This window comes from Paenibacillus taihuensis, from assembly GCF_003386535.1.
In the GTDB taxonomy this organism is placed as follows: domain Bacteria; phylum Bacillota; class Bacilli; order Paenibacillales; family Paenibacillaceae; genus Paenibacillus_Z; species Paenibacillus_Z taihuensis.
This window is the reverse complement of sequence record NZ_QTTN01000004.1, coordinates 158,014-181,729: the sequence shown is the minus strand read 5'-3', so window position 1 is coordinate 181,729 and position 23,716 is coordinate 158,014. Positions and strand designations below refer to the sequence as shown.

The following is a 23,716-nucleotide window of genomic DNA, read 5'->3' as shown; positions in this document are numbered from 1 at the left end:
CGAGATGTCGAACTGGATCAAGAACGCCATCGGCGTCAGCAGGGACCGACCTATATGTTCGTGCGAAATCTGCACCTGCTCGACAGCATCTGGGCGCTTGTGCTGCCGGGAGCGCTGCCGATCTTCAACGTTATCTTGATGCTCAACTTCTTCAGAGGCTTGCCGAAGGAACTATCGGAGTCGGCGTTCATTGACGGCGCCGGGTATTGGCAGACACTCTGGCGGATCATCATCCCGCTCTCGATGCCCTCGATTGCTACCGTTACGCTGTTCGCGATCGTCTCGCACTGGAACGAATGGTTCAATGGACTGATCTATATGAACGATCTGAGCCACTATCCGCTAGCCAGCTACTTGCAGACGATCGTCGTCCGTATGGATATGTCTTCCATATCCGACCCCTCGATGCTGCTCTTGTTATCGAAGCTGAACGTCCGGTCGGTTCGCGCGGCGCAGATTTTCCTCGGCATGGTGCCGGTGCTGTGTGTATATCCGTTTCTGCAGCGGTACTTCATGAGCGGCATGACGCTGGGAAGCGTGAAGGAATAAGCGTGCGTGTATACGATTATCTTAATGGCGCTCTATTTGAGCGTCTTTTTGATTTCTTGTCATACATAACATGTCATTGCCAACGCGTCTCTAGTTACTTTAAGGTAACCAACTAAACACTATTTCCGTACTTAAGCATCCCTATGTTCTTTGCTATAATGCTCATGAGAAACTGATGAATTGATTTGATCTATGAGGAGGAGCTTTGCATGAATTATAGAACACTCGGCAAAACAGGCCTGCAAGTATCTGAAATAGGCTACGGAGCATGGGGAATCGGCAAATCCAGCTGGATTGGGGCGAATGACGACGAGTCTATCATCGCTCTAAATCGGGCAATTGATCTGGGATTGAATTTTATCGATACGGCACTTGGTTACGGCAATGGACATAGTGAATCTCTTGTGGGACAAGTCATCAGGCAGCGTTCAGAGAATATCTATGCGGCAACCAAAATTCCGCCAAAAAACGGTCAATGGCCTGCTCAAGCTGGAGTCCCTGTGGAACAAACCTTTCCAGCGGAACATGTTATTGCATGTACGGAACAGAGTTTGAAAAACCTCGGTTTGGAAACAATCGATGTCCAGCAGCTCCACGTTTGGTCGGACGAATGGGTAAATCAAGGGGATTGGCTGGAGGCGGTTCAGAAACTAAAGGAACAAGGAAAAATCCGTTTCTTCGGCATATCCATTAACGATCATCAACCAGAGAATGCGATCAAGCTAATTGAAACCGGTGTGGTGGATACGGTGCAGGTCATTTACAATATTTTCGATCAAAGCCCGGAAGACCGCTTGTTCACTGCGTGCATACAGAATAATGTCGGCGTCATTGTCCGAGTGCCGCTAGATGAAGGCGGTTTAACGGGCAGAATTACACCGGAAACAACTTTCGAAGAAGGAGATTTCCGAAATCATTATTTCCATGGGGATCGTAAACAGGAAGTATATGAGCGAGTGAATGAGATTGCTGCTAATCTTCAAATTCCAGTTGAGCAAATCGCTGAAACTGCATTGCGCTATGTTTTGAGTCATCCTGCTGTTTCTAGTGTCATTCCAGGCATGAGATCCGTTGTCAATGTAGAGCGCAACTGCTTGGTAGGGGATGGACATGGACTATCGAAGGAGTACATCGAGAAGCTGAAAGCAAACCGTTGGATTCGCAATTTTTACAACTAGCAGGAGGTAGATGTGATATGAAGGCTTTGTTTATCGGAGGTACGGGAACGATTAGTTCGGCAATCACCAAACAGTTATCAGAAGATGGGTGTGACATCTATCTCCTTAATAGAGGCAATCGAAATGAGAGCCTCCCTGATAACGTAAAAATCCTTCAAGCAGATATTAACGATGAGGAACAAGTATCGCAGCTTATCCGTCACTTGAACTTTGATGTCGTAGCGGATTTTATCGCTTTTCATCCCGCGCAATTGGAAAGAGACTTCCGGTTGTTCCATGGTAAAACGAAGCAGTTTATTTTCATTAGTTCCGCTTCTGCTTACCAAAAACCTCTATCGGATTATCGCATTACAGAAAGCACGCCGCTTTCTAATCCATATTGGGAATATTCAAGAAACAAGATCGCCTGCGAAGAATATTTGATGAAGAAATACCGTGAAAATGGCTTCCCAATCACAATTGTAAGACCTAGTCACACCTATGATGAGCGCTCCATACCACTTGGCGTACATGGCGCAAATGGAAGCTGGCAGGTAGCAAAACGTATGTTGGAAAACAAACCTGTGATTATCCATGGAGACGGAACTTCGCTTTGGACGATGACGCACAATCGCGATTTTGCGAAGGGCTTCATCGGTTTAATGGGCAATATTCATGCAATCGGGGAATCGGTGCACATTACTTCCGATGAAACCGTCACTTGGAATCAAGTTTACGAGGCGATAGCCGATGCTCTTGGGGTAAAGCTTCAAGCCGTCCATGTTTCATCTGAGTTTCTGGCTGCTTGCAGCAAGCAGGATTATCGAGGCGGGCTGATTGGAGATAAGGCGAATTCCGTTGTCTTCGATAATTCTAAGGTGAAAAGACTCGTTCCGGGATTTGTAGCAACAACTCGCTTTGATCAAGGGATTAAGCAAACGGTGGATTACATACTAAGCCATCCCGAGCATCAGAAAGAAGATATAGAATTTGATCAGTGGTGCGATAAAGTGATTCATGCATTGCAATTGGCTGCAGCATCCATATCAGAATAGCTAATCATGAAGCGAGATGTGAAAGGGAATATCAGATCGGAAAAGGGGCCATCCGCAAAGGATGGCTCTTTAACTTGTTAGCGTAATAACTCATCAGGAGAATCTGGCTCAGTACGCTAAGCTGATAGAATAATGAGTAAGCAGGGGGCAAAGGCCGCGAAAATCGCGGCTTTTTGTATTAAGCGGTCTTTTTTTTATTTCTAAACGGTTTCTCCAGGAACATGCTGATAAAAAACAGTTAAATATAAAAGTTACTTTGTAATGAAATGGGGGAGATGTCACAATTATAGCCATAAACAACAGGAGGCGAATGGCTATAAACAGACTCATCAAATTATTAGGCTCATGTGATCTCTCCGATGTGACTTCATTAAGAGCCTTATATAAAAACGATAACGTTTATTCATACAATGGAGTCACGATAGTTTGCAATGAAACGCATAAATCAAAACCTGAATTTGTAAAGTTTACGCTTCAGATTCCCGCCCAGCTGTTAAGCCTTGAACGCCGCGACAGAACTTTAGATGCATCAACGGCCGACTTTTGTTTGCGGGCTTTTGTTTCTCTTATCGAAAAGATAGATTTGGCACAAGAACATAAGACGGGGAAAGAGAAATTCACGGGCAAAATATACGTTCATGAACCTAACCAAAAAGTCATTGTCCGCAACAGCTGTTTTTTTAAAGATGACATGCTGAATCTTGCGTTGGTCATCCGTTTCCCTGTGCACATGATGGAGAAACGGAATGTTGTTGCAGGCAAATTGTCCGTCAAGATCGTGAGGAAGGAATTAGGAAAGGCGATCAAAGACTTTGTTGACTTCTTCGACAATGATGCCTGCGTTCAATTTAACACCGTGTATCGAAGACAGATGGAGATCAGGGGTTTATTGCAGGAACGGAAGCTGGTATGTTTTATAGCCAACAACAGTGTTCTCCCACGGGGGAAAGGAGACAAACCGCTAGGCAAGGCCGTTCCCTTTATTTCCCCGACTGAAGATGAAATCGAATTTACATTATCGGACGGCTTTGTTATTAAAGGAATGGGGGTTGCCGAAGGCGTTACCGTTATAACTGGAGGAGGCTACTCGGGGAAAAGCACTCTTTTAGACAGTATGCTATCGGGCATTTACAATCATGTTCTGGGGGATGGGCGCGAATACTGCATAACCGAAGAGAGAAGCTGCAAAATCATTGCAGAGGATGGTCGGAGCGTAACTTCCCTGGACATTACGCCTTTTATACGGGATATTCCGCATTCCAATACCAAGGCTTTTCATTCCAATCATGCCAGCGGAAGCACCTCGCAAGCGGCCAATATTGTCGAGGCCGTATCCTTCGGATGCAGAGCATTGCTGATTGATGAAGACCGAACAGCAACCAACTTTATGATACGCGATTCCCGCATGAAGCAAATTATTCAAGATGATCCCATCGTCCCTTTTACGGATCGCGTCCGTCATTTGTATAACAAAGCGGGGGTTTCGACCATTCTTATTATCGGCGGAACCAGTGAATATCTGGATTTGGCTGATCATGTATACATGATGAAAAACTATACCCTGCATAACTTTAATAGCGAGTTAAAGCCGTTCAGACAACATTCATATGAATTCTACGAAAGAGAAGATGAGCATGAGGTACAGTGGAAGCTGGAGAGATGGGTGAAAACAGACTCTCTTTCCACCTTCAAAAGAGATGCGGAGAGTAATCGGATCTTTGAATATGTGAATGTCGGCACTAATACGATTCATCTGGGCACAGATACGGTGGATGTTTCTCGCTTGGATACGATCATTTCACAACAGCAATTAGCGACAATTGCATATATTATCCGATATTTGGCCAACCGGACGAGGGAGCCGAAATTTAATCTATACCGTTCCGTTCAAGAAGTATTCGCCTTTCTCTCCGAACAAGGGCTTGATGCCATATATTCCAACAGCTTCGACATTCCTCATGACCTGGAATTACCCACATTGCACGACGTTTTGTTTTCTTTCTCCAGGATGAGTTCTCCGGTGTATGAGTAAAAGCCGCCATATTCGCGGCTTTTTTCTATGTGCAGGTTTCTCCAAGAATCCATATCGAATACACACATTGGACACACGAACCACCTATACTTCAACTTGTAGAGCAAATGGAGGTGCGAATGAATGATAAGAATGCCGAATTTCGGGTAAACCTGTGATATACCATTGCGGTTCCGCAAGTGTCAAAGGAACCTTTGCCAGAAAGAGGCGGGATTCAAATGAAGCGAAGCATTTTATTAGTGGAAGACGATATTCTCATGCGGGAATTTATAACGGATTATTTTAGAAAAGAGCAATGGGATGTCCATGAAGCAGAGAACGGAAAGGTTGCGCTAGAGTTGTTCGAGCAAATCTCTGTCGACTTGGTTGTCTTAGACATTATGATGCCGGAGATGGACGGCTGGCCCGTATGCAGACGGATCCGCGAGAAATCGGACATACCTATTATTATGATTACGGCAAGGGCAGAGGACGAAGATCAATTGATGGGCTTTGAACTGGGAGCTGACGAATACGTAACGAAGCCGCTAAGCCCGAGGGTGCTGGTTGCCCGAGCAAACGCTTTAATGAAGCGAACAGAACGAACGGTAGGGCGGGAAGCGGAGCTTCTGGAGTACGGTGAATTATCGGTAAATCGGGATGCTCATACGGTTACGGTGGCAGGGCAACTCATTAACCTGTCGCCCAAGGAATACGATCTGCTGTTGTTCCTGATCAAGCATGAAGGCAAAGTTCTGTCACGCGAATTTATTCTGAATGCGGTATGGGGATACGAGTATCTTGGAGATTTGCGAACCGTGGACACGCATGTCAAGAAATTAAGAGCCAAGCTTGGGGATTCCGGCAAGCTGATTGCGACCGTTATCCGATCCGGTTACAGGTTTGAGTCATAAGCATGAGAAGACATGGCGTAGTCCTCAAGTTGTTCGTCATCACGTCTGCCTTCATTTTGTTTATCTTTACCCTAGTCATGCTGGCAGAAGGGTTATTCTTTGAACGGTTTTACCGGATGTCCCGGATTCATCAGCTGGAATCGTCTATCAATCGCGTAAACGATCAGTATAACGAGGTAAAGGGAAATGAAAGGGAGCTTTCTAATCTGCTCGGGAAGTTCATGAATCAGAATGATACTAGCTCCGTCGTGCTGAATAAAAGCTTTAACAAAGCCAACTTAAATCCGTATTATGTAAAACTTCAGTCAGGTGCAAAGATCATTACCGTTCCGATCCCAACAGCGGGTGCAACAATCAATACCATTCCGCGAGGCGTATCGCTTGACGACAATATGGTTGTGGATGGGATTTTCATGGACGAGAAGGATACGGTGCTTCACCCAATTGCCTTCTGGCCCGATAACTCCGCACCACTTGATCAAGGTTTAGTACGGATTAAAGGAAAGGTATTGGAGTTTTTGTTGCCGGAGCAGCGGTCGTTCAATCCTCTATACCAGGATGCGCTTGTCGACGAAGCCTTACAGGATTGGACTGCATCGGTGGAGAAATACTTGCCCCGACTGCATGCGGGAGAGACGGTATCGAGCGAATGGAAGGATCCATGGAGCGGAGTCGAGTATGCCGTACTCGTAAAATTCCTTACCGATACAGAACAAGATGAACATTATATGTTCGTCATGGCTTCACTTCAGCCGGTAGGAGAAGCCGTTAATATTTTGAAAAAGTACGTCATTTACTTGGCGCCGGTTATCCTTGCACTTGTTCTTGCGTTGTCGCTGATCTATTCGAGAATAGTCTCGCGCCCACTGTTGACTCTTAATCGCTCGGCCGCACGGCTCGCCATGCTTGATTTCACCGATCATCCGGAGATTCGTTCCAAGGACGAATTCGGAGAGTTATCGAAGAATATGAACACCTTATCCCAAAACCTGGATTTGGCACTTCATGAGCTTAGGCTTGCTAACGAACAGCTGCAGGAAGACATGAGAGAAAAACAGAGATCCGAGCAACTACGCAAAGAACTGGTAGCGAACATATCTCACGAGCTGAAAACACCGCTTGGCATTGTAAAAGGGTTTGCGGAGGGGCTGCAAGATGGGGTAGCGGATGACAAAAAAGAACGTTACCTCGCCTTGATCGTTAACGAGACTGACCGGATGAACGCACTTATTATGGATATGCTGGAGCTTTCCAAATTCGAAGTGAAGGCCATCCAGCTGAAGATAGAACGGTTTTCCTTAACCGAGCTCATGAGAGAAGTCACGGGCTCCTTCACGCAGCAGCTGGAGATAAAACATCTGTTGCTAAGACTTCGACAGGACAGAGAAGAGGAGCTGTACGTTAATGCGGATCGTAAACGGCTCGAACAAGTCTTGCTCAATCTGCTCAGCAATGCGATTCGGTACGCCGTGCCTGATAGTACAATCGTTATAGAAATGGAAATGGCAGAAGGCGCAACCATTAAAACCATCGTGGAGAATACCGGTCCTTCAATTGCGGAAGAAGATCTGAGCCGGATTTGGGATCAGTTCTACAGGGCAGAGCGTTCGCGCGACCGCAAATCCGGCGGAACCGGCCTAGGGCTGGCTATAGTCAAACATATTTTGGAGCTGCACGGTAGTATTTACGGGGTTGTTAATACCGGGAACGGAGTCGCTTTTTCATTCCTACTACAAGAAGACAAAGGAGAAATTGATGATGAATAAAAAATCTTTCAGCTTACTGGTCGCATCGTTAGCCATTCTGGTTGTAATAAGCGCATGTGGAAATAAATCGGAAACAGGGAATACAAATACAGTAAATACAGGCACAGTGACAGAAGCCCCGGCATCTAATTCGTCTAGCAGCAATGCCGGAAATGCGGAGGAATCCACAACGCCTGACAATAACGCAGCGTCTAACGCAGCCGGTGACAATGCTAATGAAGACATTCTAATTATCATTGATCAAACCGAGAAACCAATCGAAGGTAACAGCTTTGATTTTGTGGTCAACAAGCGCCCAGAAGGCTACACGCTGTCCAAGATGGAATGGAAATCCGGTAATACCCGTATCGTCAATACCACTCAAGAAGCGATTAAGCACGGTGGCAACGGAGACGACGGATTCTACATCAGCGGGGACGGACAGTTTATGGGCTTCTTCTATCCGGACGAATTGAAGGATCAGAAGGGCGATGTAACATTCACTTTTGTTAATGATGCGGGCAAAGAACTTACTTGGACGAAGACGATCACTTTAAAATAATTCATGTCGGGTGACAAAAACAATATCTCAATAAAGGCCGCGAGTATCGCGGCTTTTTGTATTTATGGGATCAAGTTCTTGTCAAAACCACGTCTTGCTGTAACCTTTTTTAGCCAATGCTCGTCTACCCTAATTGTACGGACAAAATCGACTATAAGAGGTGTACATAATGAAAAAGACTTTCAAGATGATGACGATGACAGCAACGGCGGCAATGATGTTAACTTTTGCGGGGCAGACCTTTGCGGCAACTCCAGGTTTTACGGATTTAGAGAATAATACAGCAAAAGATAAAATCATTTCTTTGCAGCAACGGGGCTTACTCCAAGGAGTTTCGACCAATCACTTCGCACCGCGTTCCATCTTGACAGAAGCACAAGGCGTACAATTGATTGTGAACGCGTTGAATCTCAACCTGGATTTGGTTCGATTCTTCAAAGAGCCTAAAGCATCGGATTACTTCCCGAACGCGCAGGATGATGCTTGGTACGCGAACGCGCTAATTATCGCGTCGGTCAACGGACTCGAACTTCCGAAAGCTCTGAATCCGGATCAGTTCTTGACTCGGGAAGAGTTTACGCATGAGTTAATCCATGCGATCGAAGTGACAGGTAAACTGCCCATGATCAAGCCGGTTGCCGTTGAAATCGCTGATCAAGACCAAATCAACGTGGAATACTCCGGTTCGATCGTACGTGCATTGAATTACGGCGTCATTAAACTGGGGGAGGATGGCAAAGTGAATCCAAAAATGATCATCTCCCGTTCGGAAGCAGCTGAAGAAATCTATAATGCGCTCGAGTATTTGAAGGCACATGCCGCACCGACTGACGAGAATGGCAAATTCTCTTTCTCACAGGGCATTCAATTGATCACAGATGCCACAGGCGTGACGCCGTCCCTGGATCAGGAAGCAGACCCTAACGCGACATTGACTCGTGAGACGTTTACGACGTTGCTCGTTCAAGCCGTAGAGAAGGCAGGCAAGCTGCCGATGATCAACGTCATCCCGGCTGACATTAAAGACGCGGACCAAATCGATATTCTTAACTCAGGCGCCATTCAACGCGCACTTAAATACGGCATCGTGAAATTAAACGCTGATGGCAGCTTCGAGCCAAAAGCCGAAATTACACAAGCGCAAGCAAAGGAAGCCGTGGATAACGCCGTCGCTTACCTGAAGGCACATCCTGCGCCAGTATCCGAGTAATCTACAATAGATCAATCCTATTGAGGTAATGACCTCAGCGAAACTTCGCGAAACGACAAATAGCCCTGGGTGAGGTAACCCCGGGCTATTTGTGATCTATTGGCCATGCACAAAATTCGAATTAGTGTGGCAAACTCTTCTTCGAATCATAGAGTCGAACTCTCCATACGATCATAACTACACCAAGGGACAGCAGGATAATCCCGCTCCAGGCAATCTGTTCAAGACCAATATAGGAGATGAATAAACCGCCAACAAACGTGCCAAGCGTAATGCCCAAATTGCTGAAGGAGACAAATAAACCATTGGAAAACTCAGGTGCGTCGGTCGCAATCGATGTAATCCATAATTGAGAAAAGTTCAGGCCGATCGTTGTGATAATACCCCAAAGCAAGACAAGTACGGCCATGGGAATCGAATATCGGCCGAAAAATTCAACCAACATGTAAATGAATCCGAAAATAAAGGGAAAGATCAGGGCAGCTCTAATCATGTTTTTACTAAACACATATCCGGCTACTAAATTGCCGATCATGCCGCCAACACCATAAACAATCAACATCAAACTGATTTGTTTCCCTGACATATGGGTGATTTGACCCAAGTATTCGGCAAAGTAGCTGTATACGGAGAATATACCGGACATGACTAAAGTAGAAGCGATTAGACTTAACCAAACCTGAGGTCTTCTGAGTATGCCAAGTTGTGCTGAATAGGACATTCTCCCTTGTACAGGCATCGAAGGAAGAAAGGCTACAATTCCTATCATTGCGATTGCATTAATGGCTCCCGAGAACAACAATGCGGACCGAAGGGAAACTACATCCGCGATAAAAGAGGTGACTGGAATGCCAAGCACAAGCCCAGCTGTAACACCCATGAATACTTTACCAACTGCCTTCATGCTCTGATCTTTAATCACCGAATTTGCTGCTGCTATAAAGGCAACCGAGAAATAAACGGGATGAAGAAAGGCTGGTATTATCCTTGCAATGACTAAGATTGGATAGTTAGGAGCAAATGCGCCAACAACACTGCATATAACGAAAACGGAAAGTACAGCAATCATCATTTTCTTATGATTGATCCCCGAGAACAACAGCGTCATAACCGGGCCAAATAACGCGATGACCAGTGCGAATAGACTGACCAGCAAACCAGCTTGAGAAGCGCTGATCCCATAAACATTCGAAACTTGAGGCAAGATTCCGACGATGCCAAGCTCTGTATTGATAATTCCAAATATGCCGAAGGTGATCATAAATAATCGGAACATTCTAGGTTTCCCCTTTTCTTGAATCTAATTAATCGAACTTTACGTTCTTGCCGCGAAGCAACAAACCTAGTTTAATACGAACGCCCGATAGGCAGCAGTAAGATAGATTACAATGAAAATTTATCATTCCTGAACAAATCGAACAGCGATCCGGCGATTACGGACTCAAAAAAAATAGCGACTGAACAGGAAACTACTGTTCAATCGCTATTTTCATTCTAAAGTTGTGGTATCCGAGCGTGAATGGCTGCTCGTGTACTTAGCCCATTTTGATTCCAATCGTTGCATTGTCATCCGGTGTTCCAAGCCAGTAGCCGTAAGCGATAGCGACTTGAACAAAATGCTGCAAAACTTCTAGCGAAGGAGGGCCTGGCTGAACCGTATCAATTGGACGGCCGATTTCAACGAAGAAATCTCCCATTTTCGCAGTCGAAGCGACTACCAATTTGACAGTTTTATCCGTGGAATTTCTCCAAGCGTGCTTCACGTGGCCAGGAATATCAACCGTTTGTCCAGCTTGAACGGTTTGCCAGCTGTCATTTGTAAAGGCTTCGAGTTGACCCTCGAGAACGACAAAGGTTTCGCGGTCATCGTGGCTATGAACTGGAACGACAACGCCTGGCGGAACTTCGGCTTCCATAAGGCTGTAATCCCGATTATTCGCTAAGTCAGTCAAAAGTTTGATACGTGGTCCCATAACATCTAAAAACGTCGACATAATCGTATTCCTCCATATTGTGTAATGTATTGTGTGTTCCTTTCATGCTTCTTATCATACCCGCTGCGTTCTTTCGTTTCAGTAATCTATTTCACAAGAACCAATTATGATGTGATCTTAGGTGCTTTTATGATGAATGCAGCAATTGAATGGAGGTGATATTACTCAATAGCGAATTGAACGAGGAGGACTTATGTGGAGCATTTCGAGGCGATTATTATTGGTTTCGGAAAAGGCGGGAAAACATTGGCCGCAGCTTTGGCTGACCGAGGTAAGAAAGTTGCAGTGATCGAACAGTCCAAGATGATGTACGGAGGCACCTGTATCAATATCGGCTGCATTCCGACAAAGGCGCTGGTGCATCATTCAAAGCTTTCCCAATTGAAGAGACTATCGAGTTTCGAGGATCAAGCCACAGAATACCGTTCAGCCATTGACAAGAAAACGAAGTTGATCGCTGCCTTGCGGCAAAAAAACTTCGAAAACCTCGATAAGAAAGAAACGGTAACTCTCTATACGGGCAAAGCTTCTTTTGCATCCCAGCATGAAATATCCGTTCGGACGGAGATCGGCAATGTGATGCTGCATGGCGAGCAAATCTACATTAATACTGGAGCCACTATTATCATGCCCGATATTGACGGGATCCAGGAAAGTAAACATGTCTACACGAGTACTTCATTAATGCAAGAGACAGCCCTTCCTAAGCGCCTCGTTATTATCGGTGCCGGTTATATCGGATTAGAATTTGCTTCCATGTATGCCGGTTTTGGTTCCGAGGTTATCGTTCTGGACACGCATCGCGACTTGCTCGAAAGGGAAGATCGCGATATTGCGCAAGCTGTACGAAGCTCATTAGAGAACAAAGGAATAACATTTCATAACAACGCAACGATTGAATCCGTGAGAGATGCGGAACACGGCGCAATCGTTACATATGAAGAAGCCGATCAAAAACGGAAAGAAACAGCGGATGTTATCTTGGTTGCAGCTGGGAGGAAACCGAATATAGATGACTTGAAGCTCTCGAACGCAGGAATTGCGATTACCGACCGAGGCGCAATCCAAGTGAACGAGCATTTGCAAACAACTGTCCCACACATCTTTGCGATGGGTGATGTTGTGGGCGGGCTGCAGTTCACCTATATTTCGTTGGATGACCAGCGGATAATCATGGACCATTTGTATGGAAACAAACGTCGGACAACCCAAGATCGTCACCCCTTCCTTATTCCGTCTTCATCGACCCGCCGTTGTCTCGTGTAGGATTAACGGAACAAGAAGCTATCGCAGCTGGACATGAAGTGAAAATTGCGCTCTTGCCAGCCGCAGCCATACCTCGAGCCAGATTGAGCGAAGAGACGGAAGGATTCTTAAAAGCGGTCGTCGATGCACAAACGGATCGAATCCTAGGCTGTACGTTGTTCTGTGCTGACTCTCACGAGATGATAAATGTCGTTCAAGTCGCAATGGTAACTGGACAGCCTTTTACCTTCTTAAGGGATCATGTTTTTACGCATCCTTCAATGAGCGAATCCTTGAATGATCTATTTCAATTGATTTCACGCTGATATCGAACGTTGTGTAAGCTAGATTACAGAAATATGTCGCATGCTGCGCTAAGATGGGTACATAACAAGGAGGAATGCACAATGAACAGAATTGAAAATGAAGCGCAATTCCAAGAGCAAATCGGTCAAGATAGCTATACGATCATGAAGTTCGACGCAACATGGTGTCCGGATTGCAAAAATCTGGATCGTTTTATCGGAGATATCATCAGTGAGAATAGCGACAAATCCTTCTTCGCCGTCGACTCGGAACAATTCGAGACGCTCGCAGAAAAGTATGACGTTAGAGGAATTCCAAGCTTGCTTGTATTCAAGAATGGGGAGAAATTGGACCATTTGCATAGCAAATTCGCAAAAACACCAGCCCAAATCAGGGAATATCTGAGTAAGCTAGATACGCCTTCAGGAGATCAATAAGCAAAAAACGCGTAACCATACAGATAAGCTTTCGTTTTCGGTTCAGGCAGAGGAGACTATTTATAACTCCCTGCCTGATTTTCATATCCCGGCGTACGGAGGGTACAACATGCAGGACGTGTTTCATGAGGGCGAACGTATCGTTCAGCGTTTAACAGGAGAAGGTTGGATTGCCGAGCAGAATTCAAAAATGATCAGCAGCCAGTTTTCGAATGGGATCATAAACTTTCTCAAAACGCAGCAGTTCGCGGTCATTTCCTACAAAGACCAGAAAGGCAGTGTTTGGGTGACTTTCCTTTCCGGTGAAGCTGGCTTCATAAACGTGCTTGATGAGCAGAGAGCGGAGATTCAAGCTGGATTGATTGTCGGCGAATCCATCGCGATGCATGAGCCACATCAGATCGGGTTGCTTATTATCGATACAGAACGAAGAATCAGAGTACGCATTAACGGGATCGCCACTCGAGAACAAGATCGTTTTGTTGTAGTTGCGCATCAGATCTACGGGAATTGTCCGAAGTATATTCAGAAGCGGGAACTACTTACCGATCAGAACACCAATGGGGCATTCATATCCGAACATCGGAATAACCGCTTGGACCGAGCGCAGGAAAACTGGATTTCAACAGCAGACACATTCTATATAGGCACCACGAATGATAAAGGAGAGATGGATGCCTCCCATCGCGGCGGGAATCCGGGGTTTATTCATGTCCTCAACGCGGAGACGCTGTTGATACCTGATTATCAGGGCAACTCGTTGTACAACACGTTGGGAAATATCCAGTCCAACCCCTCAACTGGACTTTTATTTATCGATTATGACCATGGTCATTTGCTTCAATTGACTGGGGTAGCGCGTTTAATTTGGGAGGAAGCAGAGGCCGATTCCTTTTCAGGTGCAGGATTATTAGTTAGATTTGAAATCAGACAAGTACTTCAATTGAATAACGCCACCGAACTACGGTGGGGGGAGATGGAATTGTCTCCTTATAACCCTATTGCAAAGAATTGATCCGTTTCAAATTCGATTCAGTAAAATTGTAAACATAAGGAGAGAAAGTCATGATTAACTTGTACCCGGCGGAGTCGAGACACTCCTTCGACCTAGGTTGGCTGAAAGGCAGCCATAGCTTTTCATTTGGTAACTACTTTGATGAGGAGAATACATCGTTTGGCCCGATGCGCGTCATGAACGATGATACGATTTCACCTAAACGTGGTTTTGGCGCTCATCCGCATAGCGACATGGAGATTCTTTCCATTGTTCTAGATGGAGCTCTCCGTCATGAGGACAGCTTAGGAAACGTAATGGTGACGAAATTCGGAGGGGTACAGCGAATGTCTGCTGGTACTGGAGTGGTGCATACCGAACATAATCCTTCGGATACCGAAGACGTCACGCTGCTTCAGCTCTGGTTCGAGCCGGAAAGAAGAGGGTTAGCGCCGTCTTATGAGACGACGAATTATGATCCGAATTCGCTTACCGGCCGATTGCTGCCGATCGCTTCCAGCGATCGGGTCGAACATTCGGTCGCAAAATTGCATCAGGATATGACTGTTTATCTAAGTAAACTGGAAGCTAGCTCAACGCTGTCATTTAAGCAGCAACCGGGAAGAAAGGTGTTCTTATTCGTCATTGAAGGGCGGCTCGAGGTAGCAGGCACGAACGATGCGAAGACGCTGCTGTCCAGACGGGATTCCGCGCGCATCGTGAATGAAACGGTTTTGAAGCTTGAAGGAGCACAAGGAGCAGATGAAACGTTCTTTATGTTGATTGACTTGCCTTAAGGAGGAGCCATAATGGCCAGATTTTTGATCAAGCATGCTGTAGGCGGGCGGACGTTCGTAGATACAGACGCTAATCCGCAGATTCAATTTAAAGTGACGGCCCAAGATAACGATAGAAAACAGATCACCGTTTTTCTTCCAGAGGGAATGGAAATGGAAATTGCTGAATTGCTCAAGTGGAGACAAGAACTGAATGTATTTATTTTTGACGAGCTTGACAATGGGCTTCAGCAGAAAACGTGGTTTTATTCAGGAGATGGCGAATTTCATTATAATGAGACCGATAGAGTATTAAGTATCGGCAGCAGTCGCGATATTCGTTATTTGCCTTCCAATTTCCTAGAGTAGAACCAGAGTAACAATAGACTTAAACGGAAGAGATGGTTGCTCAAGTCGGGACAACCATCTTTTTTGTTTATCAAGGTTGCGCGACGATCTACAGCTATTCTAGGTCTCAGATGAATGCTCTGTTCATATTCATACTAAGACGGTTGAACTTGCAAGGAGGGAGAGCTACGGATATCCATGGAAGTGCAGTATAAGAAAATGAACGTCGAAGGGACCGAAGTCTTTTTTCGCGAAGCAGGGAATCCGCGGAACCCGGCGATTATTCTTCTACATGGATTTCCGAGTTCTTCTCATATGTTTCGGGATTTAATACCGCTATTGGCCGATTGCTATTATGTCATTGCACCAGACTATCCCGGATACGGAAACAGCAGCATGCCCTCATTGGATGAGTTCTCATATACGTTTGAACATCTTTCATTGGTAATCGAACAATTAATTAATGGACTTTGCATACCGCAGTATATTTTATATTGTCATGATTACGGGGGCCCTGTCGGTTTCAGGCTCGCTATCCGACATCCAGAACGGGTATTGGGTTTTGTGATCCAGAACGCAGTTGCGCATGCTGAAGGGCTTGGGCAACCATTTGACTTGTTTAAGGCGCTTTGGGCGGATCCAAGTCCAGAGAACAAGGCCGCGTTTGCCGCGCTTGTCGATGTTCATTTCACCAAGAAACAATATACCTATGGCGCATGCGATCTTTTTCGAATTAGTCCGGACGGTTATATCATGGACCAGTGTTTCCTCGATCGACCGGGCAATGCCGCGATTCAGTTGGCATTAGGCTATGATTACCGAAATAACGTGGAGCAGTACCCGAGATGGCAGCAGTATTTAAGGACCTATCAGCCACCGACCTTGATCGCCTGGGGAAAGAACGATTTTATATTCACCTTAGAGGGGGCATATTCGCTCGCACGGGAACTAACATGTGTCGAACTCGTGCTGTTATGTGGCGGGCACTTTGTCCTCGAGGAAGAGAGCTTCACGGTTGCTAGATTAATCAAATCATTTTTTTGTCGGGTTTACGGATTTTAGCATACCCTTTTAAACACAAATGAAACGGATGGCGTTCAGCCGATCCGTTTTTTTGCGTTGCGCAATTAGGGATAAATTGTATTTGACGTTAACTAACATTCTATAGTAACATACAAAAAGTAAGAAGCTTAATAAATAATAAGTGCGTTTATCGATATAAACGTAAACGGAGTAAATTCCGAATAAAAATTGAAAGAAGGATTACGATTATGTCCACAGTTTTGTATATCACCGCACATCCGAATGAAACCGAAGCTTCGTATAGCTTGGCGGTTGGCAAACAATTTCTTGAAGCCTACCAAGCAGCCAATCCAAACGACGATATCGTTCATCTAGATCTGTTCAAAATGGATATCCCGCGTCTCGATGCTGACGTATTTAGCGCTTGGGAGAAGTTGGGATCCGGGACGGCATTCAATGAACTATCGAACGCGGAACAAACGAAGGTCGCTCGACTCGGCGAGTTGGTTGATCAATTCGTAGAAGCAGATAAATACGTATTCGTTAACCCGACATGGAACTTCTCGTATCCTCCAGTACTGAAAGCCTACATTGACTCGATTTGCGTTGCTGGAAAAACATTTAAATATACGGATAAAGGTCCTGTGGGTCTTCTAGACAACAAAAAGGCCATCCACATTCAAGCTAGTGGCAGCGCATTGTCTCCAGGCTCCGATTATGCTGATTTTGAAATTGGCCATCGTCATCTGGACGTTATTATGAAATTCATTGGCGTTCCAAGCTTTGAGGCTATATTCGTAGAAGGCATGGCGGCAGCGGCAGATCAAGCTCGTCAAATTAAAGAGAATGCCATTCAACAAGCTTGGAACCTTGCAAGAACATTCTAACTATTGAGGGAGTCATGTTAACATGATCCAGCTTCTTAAAAAAATCTTCAGCTCTAATAAAGACGATGGCCGCAAGCATAAAGTGTTGTATATAACGGCTCATCCCAAGAATCCAGAGCATTCATATAGCATGTCCGTTGGCGCTGCGTTTATAGAGACGTATAGAAAAGCAAATCCTAACGACGAAGTCATTCACCTTGATCTTTATAAATCGAACATACCGGAGATCGATGCCGTTGTATTGAACGGTTGGAAGAAAGCGGGGGAAGGCAAGTCATTATCCGCTGCAGAACAGATCAAAATCAATCGTTTAAACGAACTCGTGGATCAATTTGTGGAAGTGGATAAATATATTTTTGTGAACCCCATTTGGAACTTCTCATTTCCGCCCGTGTTGAAGGCCTATATCGATTCGATCTGCGTAGCGGGGAAGACATTCCAGTATGTCGCAGGCAAAGGTCCGGTTGGATTATTAGAAGACAAAAAAGCGGTTCATATTCAAGCCAGCGGAAGCGTATTGTCGCCTGGATCTGACTTTGCCGCTTTCGAGATGGGGCATCGCCACCTGAACGTGATCATGAAATTTCTTGGTGTTCCAAGCTTGGAAGGGATCTTTGTAGAAGGCACCGCATCAGCTTCGGATCAAGCAAAGACGATTATAGACAAAACAATCCGAAGAGCGCGTGAGATTGCGAAGACGTTCTAATGCATGAAATGAATTCAAGCCGGGTCGACAAAATCGATCCGGCTTGTTTTAGGCTTTATGTGTTTATGTTCAGTCATACCGATAATGTCTGACTCCAATCTTGAACGGCATGCCCATCGAGGAACTTCTCGCAGTCCATGGCTGCCATACATCCGCTTCCTGCAGCAGTAATTGCTTGACGATATTTACTATCTTGGACATCGCCGCATGCAAATACACCAGTGATATTCGTCTCGGAAGTCCCCGGTTTTACATTAATATAGCCAATCTCATTAATGTCGATTTGCCCATTTAAGAATCCCGTGTTTGGTGTATGACCGATGGTAACAAATACACCATCTGTCTCTATCACTTCTTCATTCCCCGTAGCATTGTTCAATACTTTAAGACCTTTTACGCCACTCTCGCTTGCAATAACCTCTAAAGGTACTTTATTAAGTCCCCATGTGATCTTACTGTTATTCCGTGCACGATCTTGCATAATTTTCGATGCTCGGAGCTCCTCACGGCGATGTACAAGGTGAACCTCCGTTGCGAACTTTGTTAGAAAGTGGGCTTCCTCCATTGCAGAGTCTCCACCTCCGACCACGATTATTTTTTTGCCACGGAAGAAGAATCCATCGCAGGTAGCGCACGTGCTGACACCACGTCCGATATTTTCTTGCTCCCCCGGAATCCCCAGATACTTCGCAGAAGCACCGGTAGAAATAATAATCGACTCGGCTAGCAGCTCCTCGCCTCCTTCAATCACTACTTTAAAGGGGCGATTACTCATTTCCACTTGATTCACCCAACCCGTCCGAAAAGCAGCCCCAAAGCGTTCAGCTTGTTTACGCATGTTAGCGATGAGATCCGGTCCCATAATCCCTTCCGGGAAACCTGGGAAATTCTCGACTTCGGTGGTGGTGGTCAATTGTCCCCCTGGTTCCGGACCTTCGATAATAATCGGATCTAAATTGGCACGAGCTAAATAAATAGCGGCAGTAAGCCCCGCTGGACCGGTACCAATGATAATGACTTTATTCATCGTTGTACGCCTCCGTTCATGCATGAATGCAAATTTAAACCATCCGAAATAGGATGAATCATTCATTTGTGTTTTATACTTATTCATTTACTGATAATGCTCGGTCCTGGACTACATAATATAAATGTTTACTTGTTCGTGAGAAACAGGATACGAGGTGCTTAAATGATACAGTTCAGAGACGTAGTCAAGAAATACAAAGATAACAATCTTGTGCTGAAAGGAATAAATTTGGAAATAAAAAGAGGCGAGTTAGTCACGTTGATCGGTCCAAGCGGCTGCGGAAAAACAACAACCATGAAGATGATTAATCGACTGGTCGAGCCCACTTCGGGCAAAATACTTGTTGATGGACAGGATATCTCGAAAATCAATCCAATTGAACTCCGTAGGAATATCGGATACGTCATCCAGCATATCGGCCTCTTTCCTCATATGAAAATCAAGGATAACGTGGAAATCGTCCCAAGATTAAAAAAAATGGATAAGAGTGCCTATGAACGCAGGACTGACGAGTTGATGGACCTGGTCGGTCTTAATCCGAGTTTGTATAAAAACCGTTATCCGTCGGAGTTAAGCGGGGGGCAGCAGCAAAGAATAGGCGTCATCCGCGCGATGGCGGCGGAACCATCCATTATTTTGATGGATGAGCCGTTCAGCGCACTCGATCCCATAAGCAGAGAGCAGCTTCAAGATGAACTTATCCGCTTGAATGAAGAAGTAAAGAAGACGATCGTCTTTGTTTCACACGATATGGACGAAGCGTTGAAAATAGCCGATCGCATCGTTCTTATGAAAGACGGGGAAATCGTCCAAGCGGACACGCCGGAGTACATCATAAGGCGCCCCGAGAATGATTTCGTTCGCACTTTTATCGGTGAAGAGCGTTTAAGCAAGTCGGCAAAGTTATCGGTAGAAGACGTAATGCTGCTTAGTCCGGTAACTGTTTATTTGACAAGAGGTCTGGCATACGGAGCAAAGCTGATGAGAAAGCACCATGTGAATGGATTGCTTGTCATCGACAACAACCGAGTGCTTAAGGGTTTAGTCACGAAAGAAATGCTTGAAGATCAATTTCGGCAAGAGGAGCTTGTCTTGCAGGATATTATGAATGCCAATATTGTAACTGTTCCTGTCGGTACAGGCGTAATCGAAGCCGTGGATCTCATGAAGCTGCACGGAATTCACAACCTGCCAGTAACAGATCACAGCGGACAACTGGCTGGGTTGATTACAAATTCTTGTTTGATTAATGCATTGTTGAAACAGCTCTAATACGGAGGCGGCCATGAATATTTGGGAAGTGTTTATCAACCGTAGAGAAGATATCCTTCACGCGACTTTGGAACATATACAGATTTCTTTAATCGCGCTAATCATAGCGATTATGATCTCGATTCCTTCAGGACTGTTGTTGACTCGGGCCCCTAAATTGGCTCCTCTAGTTATCGGAATAGCATCTCTTTTTCAGACCATTCCTAGTTTAGCTTTACTGGGTTTCATGATTCCCATATTCGGGATTGGCTTTACTCCAGCCATCGTGGCTCTGACTGTTTATGCCGTTCTGCCGATAATCAGGAATACATATACAGGGGTCATGAATGTGGAAGCGCCCATTAAGGAAGCTGGCATTGGCATGGGGATGACCAATTTACAGGTCATGTTCAAAGTAGAGCTTCCATTAGCGCTGAATGTCATCATGGCGGGAATCCGCACTGCTGCAGTCATGATTATTGGTGTAGCTACTCTCGCTTCACTCATTGGAGCTGGGGGACTCGGAGATTTGATTTTTCGTGGCATATCCACCGTCAATACGGAATTGATCTTGGCGGGCACGATTCCGGCAGCCTTAATCGCACTTTTATTCGATTATTTGTTAGGACGAATGGAGAAGACCATTATACCTCGTGGGCTTAGGAATAGAAAACGGAAATCGAGGATGGCCAGGAGTGTTGATATCGCTCTATATTCGTTGTTGCTTTTAGCTTTTGCAGTAGGCATTATGATGCGTTTCGGACAGTCTGGTGGATCCGATACCATAGTCGTAGGCGGAAAAGCTTTCACAGAGCAGGATATTCTGGTCCAATTGATGTCTTCGTTGATTGAAGCAAAAACGGACCTAAAGGTCGTTCGTAAACCTTATTTGGGAGGCTCGGCGGTTACTCACAACGCGCTTATCGGAGGGAACATTGATCTATATCCTGAATATACCGGAACAGGTTGGACGGAGATCCTAATGAAGCAGCCGGTCGGTGGAAATCCAGAACTCACTTATCAGAAAGTGAAACAAGCCTATGAAGAGCAATTCAAAGTGACTTGGTTGAAGCCATTAGGGTTCAACAACACTTATTCTCTGGCCATGAGAAACGAAGAAGCACAAGAACTCGGCGTCTCCACGATTTCAGAATTATCGCGTCATGCTCCAAATCTTGTATTTGGAGCGACGCAAGAATTTCTGGAGAGACCTGATGGATACAAAGGCTTGCAGACTGCATACGGAATAAAATTCAAAGGGACAAAGGGATTAGATCCCGGATTAACTTATGCTGCTGTAAGAGATGGAAAGGTCGACGTTAATGACGCCTACTCCACAGATGGACGTATACCGGCATTTCACTTAAAGGTTATGGTGGACGATAAACAGTATTTCCCGCCCTATTATGCTGTCCCCATCATTCGTGACGATACGTTGAAAGCTCATCCGGAGCTCGAGCAGACACTTAATCAACTTGCAGGTAAACTCGACGACAAGGTTATGGCCGAATTAAATGCAAAAGTAGATCTAGAAGGCCAGAAAGCACGTGAGGTGGCTGAAAACTGGCTAAAATCCGCGGGGTTAACCCCGTAGCAGCGTGCCACTAATCAAGTGCTTAATCGTTCGTATAAAGATAACAGCAATAAAAAATGTAACCAGGATGAGAATGAAAGCCGAAAGCACCTTCAACGGCCCGCTGGTTGCAAGTAGAGCATATTTTAAAGATGCACTGCTAAGAGCAGCCATCGGAAAGCTTAATGCCCACCAGGCTGTGCCAAACGGAATGGATTTATGGGAAGCCTTAGGGAATAGCACTATGAATAGGAAAAGCCCGAAATAAAACAAAATGGAGGCAACCAAATCAATAGACTTTGTCGTATCTACATAGGCCAGAAAGCCGACTTCAAATGGAGCAATCAAAATCAACAATGATGGTGCCATGGCCGCAGCCATAGGTTCGTAGTGTATTAAACGGGCAATGATAATCGTCATGAAAATAAGGGCCGAAATGCCTCCTATTGCAAAACATAACATGTTCAATTCATGAACCCATGCAAACGACATTGTTACGGACGTAACTGGCACATTTAATGTAGCCACAACCGGAATTAACATGGCGGGGACAGCATGAAGCAGATCTTGTTTAGCTTTGAATAAACGAGACACCATGAAATAGCTTAATAATAAGGTTAAACAGGTACCTACAATCCATAATGCTTGGCCAAGAAGTTGGCTGTAGGATGAAATGAATGAAGAAAGAAGCAGGATTCCTACAGTGAATGCCCCAAAGAAATTACCGGCTACAGGGTTAGAAAATTCAGAATAAACAACCTGGGGATATTTGACCCACTTTATCGTGTACAGTATACACAGAAGTACAAATATAAGGATGCCTAAGAAACCAATTAGTTCTGAAATCAACGGTGAGGTTCCAAACAATTTATGGGATAACCTCCAAGCAAACGAAAGTCCGAGTATTCCCATAACGGAACCAAAAGAGTTGATAGATAAATATTGCAGAGAATTTTGATTTGTTTTTTCCATTTCTATTGATCCCAATTGCGATACCCCTTTCCTTTATAAACTGATATTTAAGTAATTTGCCCAAGATATTCAGCAAAATCACCGCTGATGTGAGAATAAACCTAGTTTAATGTGAATTGTATGTTGGTTTCAGTAAGCTACATTACAAAGCATCAATCGTTTACTGTTGAATGGATTAGCGATTATTATTTAGGAAAAACTAACGTGGCAATCCTTAAGAATGCAGGAGGAGGCGGGCACCTCAGAATGTTAGATAAACGATATTACTTATCAAAAATGAGCATTTTTGATGTACTGACTCCCGATGACTTAGATGAACTCGATCATATATCCCCAATGACACATTTCGATACTGTTCCTAAAGGGACTATCATACAGAAGCCCGAGACCGCTCAAGACGGACTGTATTTTATTAAAGAAGGAAAAGTGCGTTTATATAAAATAACTCCGGAAGGAAAGCAATTTACGGTGGTGATTCTGGGTAAAGGGAACGTCTTCGGGGAAATAGACACTTTTTCATTTGGAACGAATGGTTATTACATCGAGACGATGGATGAAACATTGATCTGTTCGGTGCCTAAACTAAAATTTGAAGAATTCCTCGCTGGACGGCCTTTGCTTGCTATGAAAATGTTATCGGAATTGAGTATGGTGCTTAAGGATAAGGATGAGATGCTCGAAAAGTTAGCCCTTGGTGATGTCCGAGAGCGCATCCTTCATCTATTATTCAAGCTATCCGAACGATTCGGAGTCGAGGATGAGGGGAATATAAGAATCGACGTGCCGATCACACACCAGGATATAGCGAATATGATAGGCGCTACTCGCGAGGCGGTTTCTGTTATTTTGAAGACGCTTGAGAAGAACCATATTATTCAAACGGGGAGAAAATCGATTTCCATCTCGCCCTTGAAAGTAGCGGAAATACTCGAGCTAACTTACTCATAAAGTAAAAAAGCCAATAAGTCGCT

Annotated in this window: 23 protein-coding genes and 1 pseudogene; 20 read left to right on the top strand and 4 right to left on the bottom strand. The window is 44.9% G+C overall.

From position 1 onward, the window contains the following. Nucleotides 1-45: 45 nt before the first annotated feature. From A8990_RS05450 to A8990_RS05415, 8 genes and pseudogenes are all read left to right on the top strand, one after another. Nucleotides 46-549: pseudogene (locus A8990_RS05450) on the top strand (carbohydrate ABC transporter permease); the annotation flags it as partial. Nucleotides 550-758: 209 nt separating this feature from the next. Beyond that, nucleotides 759-1,727 (top strand): aldo/keto reductase, encoded by a 969-nt coding sequence (locus tag A8990_RS05445; protein ID WP_116188003.1) that lies wholly within the window; start codon nt 759-761, stop codon nt 1,725-1,727. Nucleotides 1,728-1,744: 17 nt separating this feature from the next. Next, nucleotides 1,745-2,761 carry an SDR family oxidoreductase gene (locus tag A8990_RS05440; RefSeq protein ID WP_116188002.1) on the top strand — a complete coding sequence of 339 codons (1,017 nt, stop codon included), beginning with the start codon at nt 1,745-1,747 and terminating at the stop codon, nt 2,759-2,761. A gap of 310 nt (nt 2,762-3,071) precedes the next feature. Continuing rightward, a complete protein-coding gene (locus tag A8990_RS05435) occupies nt 3,072-4,793 on the top strand; it encodes a P-loop domain-containing protein (RefSeq protein WP_116188001.1) in 1,722 nt (573 codons plus the stop codon). Between the two features lie 218 nt (nt 4,794-5,011). Continuing rightward, nucleotides 5,012-5,686 (top strand): response regulator transcription factor, encoded by a 675-nt coding sequence (locus tag A8990_RS05430; RefSeq protein WP_116188000.1) that lies wholly within the window; start codon nt 5,012-5,014, stop codon nt 5,684-5,686. A 2-nt stretch (nt 5,687-5,688) separates the two neighbouring features. Then, nucleotides 5,689-7,452 (top strand): sensor histidine kinase, encoded by a 1,764-nt coding sequence (locus tag A8990_RS05425; RefSeq protein WP_116187999.1) that lies wholly within the window; start codon nt 5,689-5,691, stop codon nt 7,450-7,452. Then, on the top strand, nt 7,442-7,993 hold the full coding sequence (locus A8990_RS05420; RefSeq protein WP_245995851.1) for a hypothetical protein: 552 nt from the start codon (nt 7,442-7,444) through the stop codon (nt 7,991-7,993). Before A8990_RS05425 ends, A8990_RS05420 begins: the two co-directional genes overlap by 11 nt. A gap of 169 nt (nt 7,994-8,162) precedes the next feature. Beyond that, complete coding sequence (locus A8990_RS05415; RefSeq protein ID WP_116187997.1) at nt 8,163-9,203, top strand: S-layer homology domain-containing protein; 1,041 nt, start codon at nt 8,163-8,165, stop codon at nt 9,201-9,203. A 121-nt stretch (nt 9,204-9,324) separates the two neighbouring features. Here the strand turns inward: A8990_RS05415 and A8990_RS05410 are convergent, their stop codons facing one another. Continuing rightward, entirely contained in the window at nt 9,325-10,479 is a 1,155-nt protein-coding gene (locus A8990_RS05410; protein ID WP_116187996.1) for an MFS transporter, read from the bottom strand. A gap of 259 nt (nt 10,480-10,738) precedes the next feature. Beyond that, nucleotides 10,739-11,197, bottom strand: coding sequence for a cupin domain-containing protein (locus A8990_RS05405; protein WP_116187995.1), 459 nt, complete (start codon nt 11,195-11,197; stop codon nt 10,739-10,741). Between the two features lie 195 nt (nt 11,198-11,392). On the opposite strand from A8990_RS05405, the gene A8990_RS05400 reads away from it, so the two are divergent. The 9 genes from A8990_RS05400 (at nt 11,393) to A8990_RS05365 (ending at nt 17,919) form a co-directional block, all read left to right on the top strand. Then, nucleotides 11,393-12,463, top strand: coding sequence for an FAD-dependent oxidoreductase (locus A8990_RS05400; RefSeq protein ID WP_245995850.1), 1,071 nt, complete (start codon nt 11,393-11,395; stop codon nt 12,461-12,463). Continuing rightward, nucleotides 12,451-12,768 (top strand): hypothetical protein, encoded by a 318-nt coding sequence (locus A8990_RS31980; protein WP_245995849.1) that lies wholly within the window; start codon nt 12,451-12,453, stop codon nt 12,766-12,768. The genes A8990_RS05400 and A8990_RS31980 overlap by 13 nt, the downstream gene beginning before the upstream one ends. Nucleotides 12,769-12,849: 81 nt before the next feature. Beyond that, a complete protein-coding gene (locus A8990_RS05395) occupies nt 12,850-13,185 on the top strand; it encodes a thioredoxin family protein (protein ID WP_116187994.1) in 336 nt (111 codons plus the stop codon). 109 nt (nt 13,186-13,294) lie between these two features. After that, on the top strand, nt 13,295-14,200 hold the full coding sequence (locus A8990_RS05390; protein ID WP_116187993.1) for a pyridoxamine 5'-phosphate oxidase family protein: 906 nt from the start codon (nt 13,295-13,297) through the stop codon (nt 14,198-14,200). A 50-nt stretch (nt 14,201-14,250) separates the two neighbouring features. Continuing rightward, a complete protein-coding gene (locus A8990_RS05385) occupies nt 14,251-14,976 on the top strand; it encodes a pirin family protein (protein ID WP_116187992.1) in 726 nt (241 codons plus the stop codon). Between the two features lie 12 nt (nt 14,977-14,988). Beyond that, nucleotides 14,989-15,324: a hypothetical protein gene (locus tag A8990_RS05380; protein ID WP_116187991.1), complete on the top strand. Its 336-nt coding sequence runs from the start codon at nt 14,989-14,991 to the stop codon at nt 15,322-15,324. Nucleotides 15,325-15,501: 177 nt separating this feature from the next. Continuing rightward, nucleotides 15,502-16,365 carry an alpha/beta fold hydrolase gene (locus A8990_RS05375; RefSeq protein WP_116187990.1) on the top strand — a complete coding sequence of 288 codons (864 nt, stop codon included), beginning with the start codon at nt 15,502-15,504 and terminating at the stop codon, nt 16,363-16,365. 209 nt (nt 16,366-16,574) lie between these two features. Beyond that, nucleotides 16,575-17,213, top strand: coding sequence for an NAD(P)H-dependent oxidoreductase (locus tag A8990_RS05370; protein ID WP_116187989.1), 639 nt, complete (start codon nt 16,575-16,577; stop codon nt 17,211-17,213). A 22-nt stretch (nt 17,214-17,235) separates the two neighbouring features. Beyond that, the gene (locus A8990_RS05365) at nt 17,236-17,919 is read left to right on the top strand and encodes an NAD(P)H-dependent oxidoreductase (protein WP_116187988.1); all 684 of its coding nucleotides are present in this window, start codon (nt 17,236-17,238) and stop codon (nt 17,917-17,919) included. Nucleotides 17,920-17,992: 73 nt separating this feature from the next. Here the strand turns inward: A8990_RS05365 and trxB are convergent, their stop codons facing one another. After that, nucleotides 17,993-18,946, bottom strand: a complete 954-nt coding sequence (trxB, locus tag A8990_RS05360) for a thioredoxin-disulfide reductase (RefSeq protein WP_116187987.1) — start codon at nt 18,944-18,946, stop codon at nt 17,993-17,995. 165 nt (nt 18,947-19,111) lie between these two features. Here trxB and A8990_RS05355 point away from each other — a divergent pair, with 165 nt between their 5' ends. Together A8990_RS05355 and A8990_RS05350 are read left to right on the top strand one after the other, a co-directional pair. After that, nucleotides 19,112-20,221 (top strand): betaine/proline/choline family ABC transporter ATP-binding protein, encoded by a 1,110-nt coding sequence (locus A8990_RS05355; protein WP_116187986.1) that lies wholly within the window; start codon nt 19,112-19,114, stop codon nt 20,219-20,221. A 13-nt stretch (nt 20,222-20,234) separates the two neighbouring features. After that, complete coding sequence (locus A8990_RS05350) at nt 20,235-21,794, top strand: glycine betaine ABC transporter substrate-binding protein (protein ID WP_116187985.1); 1,560 nt, start codon at nt 20,235-20,237, stop codon at nt 21,792-21,794. Here the strand turns inward: A8990_RS05350 and A8990_RS05345 are convergent. Further along, nucleotides 21,783-22,745: an SLAC1 anion channel family protein gene (locus A8990_RS05345; RefSeq protein ID WP_116188064.1), complete on the bottom strand. Its 963-nt coding sequence runs from the start codon at nt 22,743-22,745 to the stop codon at nt 21,783-21,785. The two genes, A8990_RS05350 and A8990_RS05345, sit on opposite strands and share 12 nt — an antisense overlap. 246 nt (nt 22,746-22,991) lie before the next feature. Here A8990_RS05345 and A8990_RS05340 point away from each other — a divergent pair, with 246 nt between their 5' ends. Then, complete coding sequence (locus A8990_RS05340) at nt 22,992-23,693, top strand: Crp/Fnr family transcriptional regulator (protein ID WP_116187984.1); 702 nt, start codon at nt 22,992-22,994, stop codon at nt 23,691-23,693. Nucleotides 23,694-23,716 lie beyond the last annotated feature (23 nt).